12 protein-coding genes and 1 tRNA gene are annotated in these 16241 nt (G+C 32.7%); 4 read left to right on the top strand and 9 right to left on the bottom strand.

The annotated features are described in order from the left end of the window. Positions 1-72 precede the first annotated feature (72 nt). From B2741_RS12380 to B2741_RS12370, 3 genes are read left to right on the top strand one after another with little or no spacing between them, the layout of a single operon-like run. Positions 73-4335, top strand: a complete 4263-nt coding sequence (locus B2741_RS12380; protein WP_291139419.1) for a T9SS type B sorting domain-containing protein — start codon at positions 73-75, stop codon at positions 4333-4335. A gap of 60 nt (positions 4336-4395) precedes the next feature. Next, on the top strand, positions 4396-5661 hold the full coding sequence (locus tag B2741_RS12375; protein ID WP_291139416.1) for a Y-family DNA polymerase: 1266 nt from the start codon (positions 4396-4398) through the stop codon (positions 5659-5661). Continuing rightward, positions 5652-6089, top strand: a complete 438-nt coding sequence (locus B2741_RS12370; protein WP_291139413.1) for a LexA family protein — start codon at positions 5652-5654, stop codon at positions 6087-6089. Before B2741_RS12375 ends, B2741_RS12370 begins: the two co-directional genes overlap by 10 nt. A 52-nt stretch (positions 6090-6141) precedes the next feature. On the opposite strand, the gene B2741_RS12365 is transcribed toward B2741_RS12370, so the two are convergent. The 7 genes from B2741_RS12365 to B2741_RS12335 all read right to left on the bottom strand — a co-directional run bounded on the left by B2741_RS12365 (position 6142) and on the right by B2741_RS12335 (position 13736). Then, a complete protein-coding gene (locus B2741_RS12365) occupies positions 6142-8199 on the bottom strand; it encodes a peptidylprolyl isomerase (RefSeq protein ID WP_291139410.1) in 2058 nt (685 codons plus the stop codon). A gap of 99 nt (positions 8200-8298) precedes the next feature. Continuing rightward, on the bottom strand, positions 8299-9564 hold the full coding sequence (locus tag B2741_RS12360; RefSeq protein ID WP_291139408.1) for a hemolysin family protein: 1266 nt from the start codon (positions 9562-9564) through the stop codon (positions 8299-8301). A 7-nt stretch (positions 9565-9571) separates the two neighbouring features. Then, the gene (locus B2741_RS12355; protein WP_291139405.1) at positions 9572-9760 is read right to left on the bottom strand and encodes a hypothetical protein; all 189 of its coding nucleotides are present in this window, start codon (positions 9758-9760) and stop codon (positions 9572-9574) included. 47 nt (positions 9761-9807) lie between these two features. Beyond that, positions 9808-10335 (bottom strand): LPS export ABC transporter periplasmic protein LptC, encoded by a 528-nt coding sequence (gene lptC, locus B2741_RS12350; protein WP_291139403.1) that lies wholly within the window; start codon positions 10333-10335, stop codon positions 9808-9810. Between the two features lie 34 nt (positions 10336-10369). Further along, positions 10370-11731, bottom strand: a complete 1362-nt coding sequence (locus tag B2741_RS12345; RefSeq protein WP_291139400.1) for a tetratricopeptide repeat protein — start codon at positions 11729-11731, stop codon at positions 10370-10372. 21 nt (positions 11732-11752) lie between these two features. Further along, entirely contained in the window at positions 11753-13009 is a 1257-nt protein-coding gene (locus B2741_RS12340; protein WP_291139397.1) for a hypothetical protein, read from the bottom strand. Further along, positions 13002-13736 (bottom strand): type III pantothenate kinase, encoded by a 735-nt coding sequence (locus B2741_RS12335; protein ID WP_291139394.1) that lies wholly within the window; start codon positions 13734-13736, stop codon positions 13002-13004. Before B2741_RS12335 ends, B2741_RS12340 begins: the two co-directional genes overlap by 8 nt. A gap of 122 nt (positions 13737-13858) precedes the next feature. Here B2741_RS12335 and B2741_RS12330 point away from each other — a divergent pair. Next, a tRNA-Phe gene (locus tag B2741_RS12330) sits at positions 13859-13931 on the top strand. A 57-nt stretch (positions 13932-13988) separates the two neighbouring features. On the opposite strand, the gene B2741_RS12325 is transcribed toward B2741_RS12330, so the two are convergent. Both B2741_RS12325 and B2741_RS12320 read right to left on the bottom strand, forming a co-directional pair. Next, entirely contained in the window at positions 13989-14903 is a 915-nt protein-coding gene (locus B2741_RS12325; RefSeq protein WP_291139392.1) for a GYDIA family GHMP kinase, read from the bottom strand. Continuing rightward, complete coding sequence (locus B2741_RS12320; protein ID WP_291139389.1) at positions 14903-16219, bottom strand: hydroxymethylglutaryl-CoA reductase, degradative; 1317 nt, start codon at positions 16217-16219, stop codon at positions 14903-14905. The genes B2741_RS12325 and B2741_RS12320 overlap by 1 nt, the downstream gene beginning before the upstream one ends. Positions 16220-16241: the final 22 nt, after the last annotated feature.

Here is a 16241-nt window from a genome sequence, read left to right as displayed (position 1 = left end):
GATTTAAAACAATTTGTTTTATCCTTTTTTAATTATATTTATATCAATGATTTTAATACTCCCATATAAATCTTGAAAAACTTACTTTTTATATTCGCCTTTCTATATTCGAGTTGTTTGTTTTCACAAGCAATAACAGTAGATAACACTACAAATTCGCCAGCACAGTTAGTCGATTTGTTATTAGGAAATTCATGTGTTGAGGTTTCTAATATTTCGGTTTCATCGACTCAAGCGGTTGCTTATTTTAATCAAAATGGTTCGTCTTTTCCAATTTCTGAAGGGATAATTATCAGAAATGGAGTGGCTACTTTTACGCAAGGACCTTATACGGGAGCTAATTTGAGCAGCGTGGTTAATGCTCCTGGTGATGCTTTTTTGCAAAATTTAAGTAATGCTAACGGAGGAACCAGTCCTATTGTAAACGCAGAATATTTAGAGTTTGATTTTATTCCGCTTTCGAATAGTTTTAGTTTTAATTTCTTGTTTGCTTCAAACGAATATGGTTTTTATCAATGTGAGTTCAGTGATGTTTTTGCTTTTGTACTAACCGATTTATCTTCTGGAATTTCAAATAACTTAGCGGTCATTCCTGGGACAAGTACTCCGGTATCGGTAACTACAATTAGAAATAGTATTTATAACGATCCTTCAAGTCCAAATAATAATTGTGCATCGATTAATCCTGGTTTTTTCGGAACATATAATGTTGGAAATCCAACTTCAGCATTAAATATGAGAGGGCAAACAGTGATTATGAATGCTTCTTCGGCAGTAATCCCAAATACACCTTATAGAATACGATTAGTAATTGGAGATTATGCTAATTCAGGTTTTGATTCGGCTGTTTTTATTGCTGCAGGAAGTTTTACTACGACTTTAGATTTGGGTCCAGATCAAATTATTTGTACAGGTGATACGGTTCAACTAAATACTAATTTAGATAATACATTTACTTATACTTGGTATGAAAATGGATTTCCAATTCCAGTGGAAACCAATTCTTCTTACACAGTTACGAATGCTGGAACTTATACAGTTGAAGCAGTAAGAGGAACATGTACGATTACAGATACTATTGTGTTTACCGATTTAGCAGTTACAAATCCTTCCAATTTATTAACTTGTAATACGGGTGCCGCTTCTTATAATTTCAATTTAACAACTAATGATGAATTAGCTTTAGGAATAGATTCGGCTACTTACGATGTTTTTTATTATGAAACGCCTGCTGATATTGTAGCAAACAATCCAATTCCAAATGGAAATTTAACTTCTTACCCAAGTGCTGGTGGTCAGACTATTTATATCAAAATATTCAATACCTTAACAGGTAATTTTTGCGATGCTGAGTATCCTTTCGATTTGATTGTTACGAATGCCGTCGTTGCAACACCTCCTAATCCAGTTTCGGTTTGTGAAGGTCAGGGAAATACTACTTATGCTTTTACTAATAGTACGACTAATGAAGTTTTGAATGGTCAATCGCCAGCAAATTATACGGTTACTTATCATAATTCTCTTGTAGAAGCTTCTTCAGGAACAAATCCTATAACTTCTATTACAATTCCAAACGGAACCACTACGGTTACTGTTGGAATCCGAATTCAAGACAATTCTAATCCAATTTGTTTTGATGTTACGTCTTTAACGATTACTGTTAATCCGTTACCAGTTGTTGATGATATTCCAGATCCAATTGAATGTAGTCAATTTACATTACCAGTTATTGTGAATGGAACGTATTATCTGTTGCCAGGCGGACCTACCACACCTGGGCAAGTACAATTTAATATTGGAGATATTTTAGTAGATGGTGGAACGTATTATATTTTTGCTGGTCCCGATGCAAATGGTTGTACAAATGAAGAAAGTTTTAATTTGACTTTAATTGACGAATATGTTCCACAGTTAGACCATTGTGGTAGATTTATCGTGCCAACACCACCGGCAAATATTGGAAATTTTTACACTCAACCAGGAGGCCCTTTAGGAACTGGAGTTATTGTTTCAGCAGGAACCGAATATTTAAATGCAACAGCCGCAACTTTTACAGAGACTTTATATTATTATGCAGAAGTAAATGGTGTATTGTGTAGAGATGACCAATTTGTTTTCTACGTGCATCCTTTGCCATTAGCAGATGATCCTGCAGATGTTGTAAGTTGTGATAACTATATTTTACCAGCATTAGTAAATGGAAATTATTTTTCTGGACCAAATGGCTCAGGAACTCCTTTGTTTGCGGGTGATGTAATAAGTGTAGCTGGGCCTAATTTTCCAGGCACGTATTACGTTTACAATCAGTTAGCTCATACAACGAGTTCAGGTGCACCAGGAAGCTGTTCTTTAGATAATCCATTTTTGATTGACTTGGTAGATACTTCTGTTTTTACTGCTGTTTCAGGTTGTGGTGCTTACACGTTGCCAGCGGTTCCATTCGGAGGATATTTTACAGCGCCTAATGGTGGAGGAGCTCCAATTACAGATTTGAACATCACGTCTTCACAAGTCGTATATTATTTTACGAATACAACAACGTTACCTAATTGTACTTCTAACTTGAATTATAACATCACAATTCATCCGTTACCGCCTGTAGATACAATTATAAGTGATGTTTATTGTGGTGAATTTGTTTTACCTATTTTAACGAATGGTACTTACTATACTTTATCTGGAGGTCCAACAGTAATTGGCCAACAACAATTAAATGCTGGCGAAATAATTGATTTGACAGGATTAAACCTAGCGCCTGGAACTTATTATATTTACAACGGATTAGATGCTAATAACTGTCAAAATGAATCAAGTTTTACTATTTCTTTGAATCCGTTTCCGCCTGCTGATAATGTTATTGGTAGAACAGAATGTAATCCTTACACTATTTCAGTACCAGTTAACGGAACAATTTATACTGCGCCTGGTGGACCAAGTGGAGGAGGAACTATTGTTTCTTCTACACAAGTTTTTGATACTACCCAAACTTTCTATTTGTATAATATTGAGACTACTACAGGTTGCGAAATTAATCGTCCTTTTACAATTACTTATAATGGAATTAATTTACCGGATTATCCAAACGTAAATGTGTGTGAATTTGAAAATTATCAATTACCAGCCTTAACACATGTAGCACCAACACCTTTTAATTATACCATTGGATATTTTTATGATCCTAATGGAGTAAATCCTGTACCTCCTGGAACCATTTTCAATACGCCAAATACAACAACAACTATCTATGTTTATGCGGTGAATGCCGATGTTAGAACTACTTGTACAGAAGAAGATAGTTTTGATATCATCGTTTCCGAAACGCCAAATTTAGCCACTTTAGGATTGGTTTTTGATAACGAAGAATGCGGAACCTACGTATTGCCAACATTACCAACAACAACGTATAATATTGGTTATTATTCGCAATCGGGAGGTAATTCAGCAGATCTAATTACGAATTTGAATATTTCGACTCCTGGAACGTATACTTATTATGTGTATGCTTCAGCTATTGGGAACCCAAATTGTAATGACGAAATTTCGTTTACATTTACAGTTCATCCTCTTTTAGACATAACGATTCAAGGTGGAATTATTTGTGTAGATTCTCAAACGGGTGATGTATTAAGAACGTTTACCATGAATTCAGGTTTGAATCCTGCATTTTTTATCGTGAATTGGTATTTGAATGGAACATTAATGGGAACTGGCCCTAGCTATGAAGCTTCACAAGCAGGTGTTTATACGGTTGAATTTATCAAACTTACACCAGATGTGGGAGCCAATTGCAACTATAACACAACTACCGTAACTATTGTACAATCGGGTCCAGCTGTTGCTGATTTTACGGTGAGTACTCCATTTGAAAACAACACGTTTATTACTGTAAATTTAACGGGTGGATTTGGAGAGTATCTTTATCAATTGGTTTATCCGGATGGAAGTGTAACCGAATATCAATCGAGTAATGTGTTTACTAATTTACCTACGGGGGAATATTATATAAATATTTACGATATTTTAGGAGGATGTAATCCAACAACTATAGGTCCAATTTACATCATCAATTATCCAAATTATTTCACACCAAATGGAGATGGAGTTAATGATAATTGGAATATTTGGGATTTGAGTCATCAGCCAGATGCAGTGATTAATATTTTTGATCGTTACGGAAAATTCTTAAAACAAATGTCACCTGCGAGTTCAGGTTGGGATGGGATTTACAATGGTGAAGCATTACCTTCTACTGATTATTGGTTTACAGTAGAGTACTTGCCTCAGAACGGAACTGCAAAACAAATTTTTAAAGCACACTTTTCGTTAAAACGATAATTTATTAACATTAACAATTGACTCATTTTCTTTTTGTAAAAGTTGAAGTAACTTTACAAGATGTATGCTTTAGTCGATTGTAATAACTTTTACGTTTCGTGTGAACGTGTTTTTCAACCTCATTTGAATGGTAAGCCTGTCGTGGTTTTGTCTAATAATGATGGTTGTGTTATTTCGCGTAGTAATGAGGCTAAAGCGCTTGGAATTTCTATGGGTGCACCCGAATTTAAAGTTCGAGATGTAATCAAACAGCACAATATTCAAGTTTTCTCTTCTAATTATGCATTGTATGGCGATTTGAGTCATCGTGTTATGAAAACGTTAGAACATTTTACTCCAAATGTTGAGGTCTATAGTATAGATGAAGCTTTTTTGAATTTTTTAGGTCAAGATATACCCGATTATCACGAGTATGGTTTGCAAATTCGTCAACGTATTATAAAGTGGTTGAGTATTCCTACGGGAATTGGTTTTGCGTCTACCAAAGCATTGTCTAAAATAGCAAATCACATCGCGAAGAAATTTCACGAAAGAACACAAGGGGTTTATATAATTGATACCGATGAGAAACGAATCAAAGCTTTAAAATGGACTAAAATTGGCGATGTTTGGGGAATAGGTTTCCGATTAACAAAGAAAATGCAAGCTAAAGGGATTTTAACCGCGTACGACTTTACTTTACCTCACAACGAATGGTTTATTCGAAAAGAAATGGGAGTAGTAGGAATGCGCTTAAAATACGAATTAGAAGGTAAATCCGTATTGGAGATGGAAGAACCAAAAGTTAAGAAAAATATTGCCGTTACACGTAGTTTTGAAAAAGACATATCTGACTTCAACGAACTCAAAGAACGTGTTGTAACTTTTGCTAGTGTTTGTTCCGAAAAGTTGCGAAAGCAAAATTCGTGTTGTTATGGTGTAATTTTATATTTGAGCAAAGATAGATTCAAAGCAGATGGGGCAAAATATAGTTTTTATCGTTTACAAACGTTGCCTTTTCCGAGTAATACCGCTTTTTCAATTAGTGGTTTGGCTATAAAAATGTTGAAAGAATTATATGAAGAAGGCGCTATTTATAAAAAAGCAGGAGTAATTGTAACCGAAATTATTCCAGCCAACCAAAAACAGTTTCATTTATTTGATGATGAAAATCCAAAGTTTCAAAAACTAATGGAAGTCATGGATGCTTATCATGAGAAAGTAGGAGAACGTAAAATTCGATTAGCGACGCAAGATTTGAAACGCACTTGGAAAATGAAACAAAATCACTTGTCGAAACGATATACAACTAATTTTAACGAACTACTAGAAGTGCAATGCAAGTAAATCCTAAAATAACATTCTTTATTCCCGATTTAGAAAATCCTATTCCCACATCTTTTATTTCGGGCGGAATAAAAGCAGGTTTTCCATCGCCTGCAGCTGATTTTGAGGAGTTAAAATTAAGTTTAGATCATCTATTAGTCAAAAATAGAGAAGCCACATTTTATGCCAAAGCTAGTGGAAATTCTATGATAGGAGCAGGAATTGATGATGGAGATATTTTGGTAATCGATAGAAGTTTAGAACCTCGAAACAATGCCATAGCAGTTTGCCTTATAGATGGCGAGTTTACCGTAAAAAGAATTAAGAAAGATAATGACGAAGTTTATTTAATGCCTGAAAATTTGCAATACCAACCTATAAAAATTGGAGAAGAAAATGAGTTGATAATTTGGGGAATTGTAACCTACGCTATCAAACAAATGAAATAAAAAAAGAGGCTGATGAAAATCAGCCTCTTTTTTTATTTTTAATCAATCGATATTAGAAATTAGCTCTATTATCTTTAATTTCTGCTTTGTCTTTTAAAGATTTATAAGCCATAGAAAGAGCATATGATTGATTTTGCGATCTGTCTTGTGTAATGTAAGTAGCGTAACTTGGAACTTCAGGAGCTTTAGTTACAGCTTTAGCTCTTACCATAAACATACCTGAATTTCCTTCAATAATTTCAGAAGTTTTACCAGCAGCTAAACCAAATGCTTTACCAACAACTTTAGGTTCGTTACCAATATTTGGAAGAACAGGCATTTTTAAAGAAACACCAGTAGCAGGTTGAATAGAAGCGCCAGATGCTTTAGCAACTGCTTCTAATGAAGAACCACTCATTTTTTTCTTAATGATTTCAGCTTTTTTCTGATTTCTAATGATTGGTTCTACTTGTTGTTTTGCAATATCAATAGGTAATAAACCACTTTCGTTTCTATCTTTTAATTTTGCAATAACAAAACCTTGAGGAACTTCGAAACGTCTAACATCACCAACTTCGGTATCTTTATTGAATGACCATCTGATGATTTCTCTTTGAGAACCTACACCTTGAACGTATTCGTCAAATCCTTTTAAGTTAGTAGCTGGAATTACTTCTAATCCTGCTTTTTTAGCTAAAGCTGCAAAATCCGAATTTTCATTAGCATCAGCTTCTAATTGACTTGCCTTTGTGTAAATAGCATCAATTGTAGCTTCAGAAGGTTGAACTTTTTGAGCAACAGTTCCCATTAAAACAGCATTGTATTTATCTACTACTTTAATTACGTGGAAACCAAAATCTGTTTCAACAACACCAATTGAACCAATAGCGTTATTAAATACATAATCATTAAATTGAGGAACCATTTGTCCTGGAGTAATGTTGTCGTACTCACCACCATTATTTTTAGAACCTGGGTCGTCAGAATTTGTCATTGCTAACATAGCAAAATTTCCTGGATTAGCTTTTGCTTGTGCTAATAAGTCATTTGCTAAAGCTTGAGCTTCTTCTTTAGTTCTAGTTGCAGTTGATTGAGGTGCTCCTTTATAAGCTAATAAAATGTGACTTGCTTTTGCGCTTGCATTCCCTTTTTTAGCAATCATTTTAGAAATACATTGGTGACCATTGAAAACATATGGTCCGTAAATTCCACCAACAGGTAAGTTGAATAATGCTTCTTGGTAATCAAGAGGTAAATCTTTTTTAGCTAAATAAGTTGAATCAAATTTAATGTCAGAGTTTGCATTAACAAATTCTCCAATATTTGCAACTGAATCAAATTTAGCTCTAACTTCACCAATTGAAGATAACATAGCTTGCTCGTCTTCTTTTGATGGTTTGTTTTCTACTAATACAAAGTCAATACTAGTTGTATTATCTGATTTGTATTTTTTAGGTGATTTTTTCATGAAATCAATAATCTCAGCATCAGTAACCTTAACTTGATCATCGTTTACAGTTGAAAAAGCAACCGTTACATAATCGAAATCTGCTTTATCGTTTTCTAATTTGTATTGGAATTTACCTTCAGCTTTAGTAGTGTAAACACCAGATTTAATCATAGTGTTGTACATTTGCTCAACAGCATATCTTTCAATATTTTTTTCAAATTCTTTCCATTGTAACCATTGAGTTTGGTCTGGAGCATTTTTGATTCCTTTTAAAGATTCTTTGAATTTGTTTTCGTCAAACTGACCAGCAGCATTCAAAAATTGAGGATTTTGAGCTAAGTTAGGATTTTGTTTGATAACGTTGATTAATTGTTCGCTACCGATTTTTAAACCTAATTTGTCAAACTCTTCTGTAAGGATAATTCTTCTAACTTCTTGTTCCCAAGCGTTATTCATAGCTTGAGTTGTGCTAGTGCCTTGCCCTTGTTTTTCAATCATAGCAACATTTTGCATAAATTGTTGTGCTTCAATGTCTGTTCCATTAACCGAACCTACATCGTTAGCTCCTGAGCTAAATGTGCCGCTTTGAATAACATCTGCTAATACAAATGAAAACAATGCTAAAGCAATGATAATAATTAGGAAGAATGAACGTTGTCTAATTTTAGATAAAACTGCCATTTTTATTTGTGTTTAATTTTTTTCAGAGGGCGAAAATACAATTATCTATTTAATAATAAAATAGTAAAGTCATATTTTACTTCAATTTTTTAAAGATTTTTATCTTTTTTCTTCTTTTATGGAAAAACGAACCAATTCGATTTTTTTATTACTTGCCGAATGGATGATAATTTCGAAATTTTCTATGATGATTTTTTCTTCATTTGTTGGAATTTCCTTCGTGTGATTTACGATATAACCACCTAAAGTAGTGTATGAATCAGATTCTGGAATTTGTAAGTTGTATTTTTCATTTAAGAATTCAACTTCTAGTCGGGCAGAGAACAAATACGTGTTTTCTTCTATGATTTCGTCTATTAACTCTTCGTCTAAATCGTGTTCGTCTTCAATTTCTCCAAAAAGTTGTTCAATAATATCTTCCACAGTTATAATTCCAGATGTTCCACCATATTCATCTAAAACAACTGCGATACTTTTTCTTTTTTTGGTTAGTAAATCTAAAGCATCTTTAATGTAAATCGTTTCTGGAATATATTCCACAGGAATCATGACACTTTTAATGGTTTTTGGTTTTTTGAACAATTCGAAAGAATGTACATAACCTAAAATATCATCAATAGAATTTTGATAAATAAGCAGTTTAGAATAACCTGTTTTTACAAATAAATCTTTCAATTCTGAAATTGAATCTAAAATATCAACACCGCTAATTTCGGTTCTTGGCGTCATGATATCTCTTGCTTTTAAGTCGGAAAATTCTAATGCATTTTGAAAGATTTGAATTTCGGAATCAATTTCATTATCATGCGAAACATTGTTCATTTGTTCCGTAATGTAGTTGCCTAATTCTACTTTACTGAAATATTCTTGGACTTGGTCACCTGGAGTTTTAAAGAACGTTCTTAAAATAATATCTGAAATCCAAATGATAAACTTTGTAGGCCAAAAGAATAATTGATAGAAGAAATAGCTAGGAACTGCAAAAAATTTAATAAAGGAATTCGCGTAAATCTGAAAGAAAACTTTCGGAAGAAATTCTGCTGTTAATAAGATGATTGCGGTTGAAATTAACGTTTGAAGTAATAATCCAAAAAATGCTGTAAGTAAGAAATAGTCTTTTAGCCAATTTATGATTAAATCACCAGAATATATACCATAAACTACTAATACTACATTGTTTCCAACGAGCATTGAAGTTATAAATTGTGAAGGTTTCTCGGTAAGTTTATTAAGGATAGAAGCATTAAAGTTTTGTTGTCTTTTCTCAATAGATAAATACACTTTGTTAGAAGAAACATAAGCGATTTCCATTCCAGAAAAGAAAGCCGAAAGCAGTAAACAAATTACAATAATGGCTATCTCCATTTAAGATCTACTTTTTTTGGTATTTGTTGTGAAAATGTCTTCTAAAGAAAAACATTCCTATCGAAACGCCAGCAATAATAAGACTTAAGCCTATGTCACTTAATTCTTTTCCTTCTTGATATTTTCTAAAAGCATCGTATAGAAAGAAAACGGCAAAAATTAAATAAATATATTGGATGAGTTTTAAATAAGTCATAGTAAAATAATTTTATCAAATGTAATAAAAAGTGAAATGCAAAACAATTATTTATCAGAAGTGTTTACTTCACCACTACTTTGTTGCATGTTAAAAATTTTGAAGTCTTTACTGAAATCTACTCCAGGTCCTTCTAAATATCCGCCACCCTCGTCGGTATATTTAAAGTGTTTTTCGGTAAAGAACCATTCGTTTTTTTGGTCAAAATATAATTGAGAAGTTTCTAATTTTTTTCCATTTTGTGAGCTTATGGTAACATTGCCCTGTAAATCAATAATATCTGTTTTTTTGTATGAAATGGCATAATTGGCAACAACAGTAGTAGTGTTACCTTTATTGTCTATTAATGTAACGTGAATGCCTTTTGGGAATTCTGTAAAAGGATTGGTAATGTTGCTATAGTCTAACATTTTCGGGCTTTTTAAAATCGATTTTATTTTGCCTGAATCGGTGTATTTTAAATTTATCCTGTCGGCTTCTCCAGTAGGAATAAAACTGGTTTCACTAAGTTGTTGCACCTTTTTGATGTCACTTTCACATGAAAAAAACATAGTCACGATAAATATCGTGACCATGTTTAAAATATTATTTTTTATGAATAGCTTCATTTTATAAACTAGGAACTACAATGCTTTCTCCAACCCAACAGTTAAAAGCAATTCTTTGACCTTGTTTTCCAGATTGGAAAATCTCTGTTTTTGATGGAGCTGCAGCTCTATAACTTGCAGCTGTTTTATTTGCTGTTGCTTTGATTGATGAATCAACTGCGCCAGCTTTGTCACAATATTGTGCTGCTAACCAGTACATAGCTCTTTTTTCAAATTGGTCATTTCCACAATCATTGATGCTACTTCCGTATAATTGCGCAATTAATAAATACGCTTTACCAAATGATGGTTTTACAGCTAATGCTTTTCTTGCATAAGTACGAGATTGTACTTTGTTCGATTTGCTATACATTACTGCAATTCTGTAATACACATTAGCTTTCTTAGTGTTGTCAGTATATAAGTTAGCAGCTTGGTTGAAATAATCTAAAGCTTTAGTAGTATTTTTTCTTTGAATTTCTACTACACCTAATTGATATGCTGCGTCAGCACTTGGATTTAATTTGTAAAGAGCTTCGGATATTTTCGAGAATATAGGGTCAGAATCACATCCTTTAGCATCTAAACGACTAGCAGCTCTTTTTAACCATTCTTCATTAGTTTTATTTAACTCAAAACCTTTTTGATAGAATGGAATAAGTTTTTCGCAAGTAGATAATTCTAAAACGATATTATCCATGTCGTTTCTAACATTTCCAAAAATCTCTAAACTATTTTCAATTCTAGCTTTTCTTGTTTTTTCTTTGTCTGATAAAACCTGTCCAGCTTCTTCTCTTGTTAAGAAACCATCGTTTTCTTCAGATAATTCTTTTTCTTCTTCATCAAGTTTTTTAGAAATATCATCATATTTATCAAATACTTGTTGTAATTCAACTCCTTTATTAGCTTTGTGATTGTTTACTAAAATTTCAAAGTAAACATACATTGCTTTTGCATATTTGAAATTTGCATAATCAGTTTTGAATGCATCATCTAGTAATTGATAGACTTCTTCATTAGTTCCAATTTTATTTTCAAACAATGCTAAACCTTTTTTCATTTTATTTCCAGCACCATTGTTTGGAAAATGTTGATCATGCTCGTCATATAATTTTAATAAATCACGAACGTATTTTTCTTTATCTTGAGGCGTTGTTGCTTTTTCAATTTTCAACTTAACAGCCAATTCTCCAAAAGAATAAATGCTTTTGTGGAAAGATGGGCAGTCTTTTCTTAAAGTTGTTAAATAGTCGTAAGCTGTTATATCTTTAGCTTTAACTGAAGTTGACATTAAGCTCAAGGTTTCGGTGCAAGCTTCAGTATTTTGAGCTTGTACAAAAAAACCAGCTATAGCAATAAATAGTAAAGTTAATTTCGTTTTCATTTTTCTGCTTGTAAATAATTATTAATCAATTTTTCTTTTTTCAAACCACTTGGCGCCAAGATTTAGCCCAACACTTACATTAAAATAATTTTCTTCAATTAAGCCGTTTGACGAAGTTCCTCTTTTTCCAAATTCGAAACCTAAATCAATTTTGGAGAAACCTAGTGGTAAACCTAAACCAAAATTCATGCCATAATCATTGATGCTTTCATTTTTTAATACTAAACCAGTATTTTCATATTTGAATCCAGCTCTGTAAACAATTCTTTCAAAATAATTAGAGAAAGAGTCATATTTTGGGATGTAATAACCACCAAGCGCAACACGTGTTGAGTTTTCGTAAGAAACAGGTATGGTTTCTGTAAATCTGTTAACTAAGTTCTTGTTTTGAGTGAATGTTAGTTCAGTTCCTAATAACCATTTTTTACTTTCACCTAATCCAAAACCTAAGCTTAATTTGCTTGGAATGATTAAATTTGTGTTAGGAACCGCGATGTCTTCATCATCGTTTGAAAATTCTGCTCCTGAGGCTGAGTAAATTACAGTAGCGATGTTTCTAGAATTGTTAGTGCTTAATTTAGTTTCTGGGCTGTAAGTTAAACTCGAATGAAATGTGACTTTTGTGTTGATTTTAGTGTTGTAAAGTAGTCCAAGATTAAACGAGACTCCATTCAATTCGGTGATATTTCTTTCTCGTGTTGTGTACTGTGTAAAATCTGGAGCCAAAATCCTTTTGTTAAAATCATTCGTAATGTCACCAAAATGGTAAGCAAAATCTAAACCAACGCTTAGATTTTTATTGAATGTATAAGAACCTCCGACAAATACTTTATTGATAAATCCATTTCCTTCTTTTCTAGAATAGCTTGTTTCAGTAGAACTTACCGTTGTGTTTTCGTTCTTGTATCCAACTGCTGAGTAGGGCATTAACCCAAATGCCATTCCAAATTTCCCTAATGGTAAACCTACAGCAAGATAATCAAAACTTGTTCTTTGTGCTTTTTCTTTTTCTAAATCAGTACTGAAATTTGTGAAAGAAGATGTTCCTCCAACAGCAAAAGTGGTTAATTTCAGTTTTGAATAAGAGGCTGGATTCATTAATCCTAATTGAATACTATCCCCAGTAATTGACAATCCTCCCATTGCTCTAGCGTCTTGAGTTCCTCGGAATTTCACTTCTCCTAATCCATAGTAAGAGTAAGGTGATGCGGTATTGTCTTGTCCCCAAGAGGCTATTGAAACAAAAATACTAGCAAATACTATAAGTTTTTTAATCATTTTTTTGTGTGTATAGTGATAATAAGTTCAAACTTTCTAATAAGAAATTTGAATTGGCAAATATGGTGCTTTTTAATCTTTTAGCCAAAAATTCTGCGTCTCCTCCTGTTAAAATTATTGTTAAATCTTGATTTTTAAGAGAATATTGTGAAATAAACCCTTCAATTTCAAAGATTACACCATTGATTACACCACTATGAATTGAGGTTTTTGTGCTATTTCCGATGATTTTAAAATCGTCATTTGTTGATAATAATGGTAATTTTGAAGTGTAATCATTCAAACTTTTGTATCTAATTTTTATTCCTGGTGAAATAGCGCCTCCTAAATATTGATTTTCAGCATTCACAAAATCATAAGTAATACAGGTGCCAGCATCAATAATTAATCTATTTTGATTTGGATACATTAAGGTAGCACCAGCCGATAAAACCATACGGTCAATCCCTAAGGTTTCTGGTGTAGTGTATAGATTGGTAAATGGAAATTTCGATTTATGGTCAATAATTTCTGTTGGGAATCGATTTTGAATGTAATCTATCACTTCTTTTTCTAATTTTCCTACCGAAGAAAGGATGATTTTTTGAAGATTGGAATATTTTTCAAAAATATTTTCAAAATTTTTCAAAGCTTCATGAGATTCAAAAATAGAAAAGTCAAGTTGCTTATTGTGTTCAAAGACAGCAACTTTAATTCTTGAATTTCCAACATCGATTGTTAAAAGCATGGTTTTGTTTTTGGAAGTGCAAATATACAAATTGATTTTTTTTATTATTTGTTTTGGAAAATATAAAAATCGTTCTATATTTGCACCCGCAATCAACAAGCAGTAATGCTCTAAATTGTAATGGTACCTTAGCTCAGATGGTAGAGCAATGGACTGAAAATCCATGTGTCCCTGGTTCGATCCCTGGAGGTACCACAAAACCCGAATAGCAATATTCGGGTTTTTTGTTTTATATTGCTTTGTAAAATGAGTTTATAAAATCATTTCTTCATAAGAAAGTACAACTGAATAGCCTTTTCCTTTGAAATATGCTGTTGGGTTTTCTTTAGAAATCGCCATGACAAAATCGCCTCCCCAAGCTCCTAAACTTTTAATTACACCTTTAAAATCTGGAAAAAGTTTTTCTTGAATGGTTTCTATTTCTAGAACATCACTCATGATAATTTCATGTTTCTCCATTTGTTTGGCAAATTCTTTTCCTTCTTTACAATCTATGGCATCGTAAGTAATGGTGTTGATTTTTGAAATCACAGCATTTACATGATGGTGTTTTGACATGTAATTTGCAATAGCCATTTTGCTGCTTTGTTTCTGATTCAAATACACAAAATGAATGTTTTCTTTGAATGAAGGGTTAAAATGAATTGCCTTGAAATGTGGTTTTTCATTTTCTAAATGATAAACTATAGGTGAATTTGATTTCGCGCAAGCAATGTCGTAACCACTTCCTCCAAAACTTTTTTGTAACAATTCAAATGCATCAATTTGTAGCCAGTCACCAATACTATTTATTAATGTTGATGATGTTCCTAATCCCCAAAGGCGAGGAAAAGTCAAGTGTGTTTCAATTTCGTATCCTTCTTTTTCTAAAAACTTTGGATTTTGAACAAAGGCCTGATGTAAAATTTCAATTAAAGTGTTTTTTACAGTGGAATTGTTTTCGTTTGTGATTTTAGTTTTTACTTCTTCAAACAAAATAATGTCTTCAAACCAAATACTTTTGTCGGAATCAAAGCTTGTCCATTTAATTTGGTTGTTTGTTCCTTGTTTTACTACTAAATTTTGTCCGAACTTTGTAGGTAATGCCAATGCCTTAGCGCCATCTAAAACAACGTATTCGCCTGTAATGAGTAATTTTCCGTTACTGTAAAAAGTTTGGGTTTCCATTAACTTCTAATTTTTTCCAAATAATCGACAACCAAACTATGAGAAACAGTAGTATTTTTAAAATAATCTAATACTTGTTGTTTTTCTTCTTTGGTAGCTTTGTGTTGGTTTAAAATGTTCATCAAGTGCATTTTCATGTGACCTTGTTGAATTCCTGTTGTAGTAAGCGAACGTAAAGCAGCAAAGTTTTGAGCTAAACCAGCAGCGGCAACAATTTTCATTAACTCCTCAGCTGATGGTTTTCCTAATAATTCCATTGAAAATTTCACTAATGGATGTAACGAAGTTAAACCACCTACAGTTCCTAATGCTAACGGAATTTCCATCCAGAAAGTGAAAATATCGTTTTCAATTTTTACATGCGATAAACTCGAATATTGTCCTGATTTACTTGCATAAGCGTGAATTCCAGCTTCAACAGCTCTGAAGTCGTTTCCTGTTGCTAAAACTACTGCGTCGATTCCGTTCATGATGCCTTTGTTGTGAGTAACAGCTCTGTAAGGTTCTACTTCTGCAATTCGAACTGCAGTCGCAAATTTTTGAGCAAATTCGGCTGAATCGATGTTTTTATCTTCTGTAAGTTGGTCTATCGGACAAGAAACTTCAACTCGAACGACACAATTTGGTACAAAATTGCTCAGAATACTCATTACGATTTGAATGTTTTTTTCATCCGATGTAAAATCAGTATATTCTTGTGCTTGATTTTCTAATGTTTTAGCAAATTGTTCTAAACATGTATTGATGAAATTCGCACCCATACTGTCTTTTGTGTTGAAAGTAGCATGTAATTGATAATAATTTGGAATTTCGTTGGTTTTATTTCTCAACTCGATGTCTAAAATTCCGCCACCACGCTTTTGCATGTTTTTGGTGATTTCTTGAGTATCGTCAAAAAATGTTGGTTTTATTTTATTGAAAAAAGAGGTTAGTTTTTCATTATTTCCATTAAAAAGAAAATGAACTTGACCAATTTTTTCTGTATTGATAATAGTAGCTTTAAAACCACCTCGTTCTCCCCAAAATTTCGCAGCTTTTGAAGCAGCCGCTACCACCGAACTTTCTTCGATAGCCATAGGAATTGTGTAACTTTTTCCGTTGATAATAAAGTTTGGCGCTACACCATATGGAAGATAAAAGTTGGTTAAGGTATTTTCAATGAATTCGTCATGTAATTTTTGTAAATTTTCATCGGAATTCCAATATTTTACAATGCTTTCTTTTGCTTCTTCTGGATTTACGAAATACGTATTGGTAATCCAATTTATTTTTTCTTCTTTAGATAATTTTGAAAAGCCTTTAACATTTTGATTCATAGCAACTGAATTAATTTCAAAT

Source organism: Flavobacterium sp. UBA7663 (genome assembly GCF_002483315.1).
Classification (GTDB): domain Bacteria; phylum Bacteroidota; class Bacteroidia; order Flavobacteriales; family Flavobacteriaceae; genus Flavobacterium.
This window is presented reverse-complemented; position numbering and strand designations above follow the sequence as displayed.

What these genes read in the sequence shown, in the direction of transcription:
- B2741_RS12375 (WP_291139416.1), top strand. Translation starts at nt 4,396, where the DNA reads ATGTATGCTTTAGTCGATTGTAATAACTTTTACGTTTCGTGTGAACGT.
- B2741_RS12370 (WP_291139413.1), top strand. Translation starts at nt 5,652, where the DNA reads ATGCAAGTAAATCCTAAAATAACATTCTTTATTCCCGATTTAGAAAAT.
- B2741_RS12365 (WP_291139410.1), bottom strand. Translation starts at nt 8,199, where the DNA reads ATGGCAGTTTTATCTAAAATTAGACAACGTTCATTCTTCCTAATTATT.
- B2741_RS12360 (WP_291139408.1), bottom strand. Translation starts at nt 9,564, where the DNA reads ATGGAGATAGCCATTATTGTAATTTGTTTACTGCTTTCGGCTTTCTTT.
- B2741_RS12355 (WP_291139405.1), bottom strand. Translation starts at nt 9,760, where the DNA reads ATGACTTATTTAAAACTCATCCAATATATTTATTTAATTTTTGCCGTT.
- lptC (WP_291139403.1), bottom strand. Translation starts at nt 10,335, where the DNA reads ATGGTCACGATATTTATCGTGACTATGTTTTTTTCATGTGAAAGTGAC.
- B2741_RS12345 (WP_291139400.1), bottom strand. Translation starts at nt 11,731, where the DNA reads ATGAAAACGAAATTAACTTTACTATTTATTGCTATAGCTGGTTTTTTT.
- B2741_RS12340 (WP_291139397.1), bottom strand. Translation starts at nt 13,009, where the DNA reads ATGATTAAAAAACTTATAGTATTTGCTAGTATTTTTGTTTCAATAGCC.
- B2741_RS12335 (WP_291139394.1), bottom strand. Translation starts at nt 13,736, where the DNA reads ATGCTTTTAACAATCGATGTTGGAAATTCAAGAATTAAAGTTGCTGTC.
- B2741_RS12325 (WP_291139392.1), bottom strand. Translation starts at nt 14,903, where the DNA reads ATGGAAACCCAAACTTTTTACAGTAACGGAAAATTACTCATTACAGGC.
- B2741_RS12320 (WP_291139389.1), bottom strand. Translation starts at nt 16,219, where the DNA reads ATGAATCAAAATGTTAAAGGCTTTTCAAAATTATCTAAAGAAGAAAAA.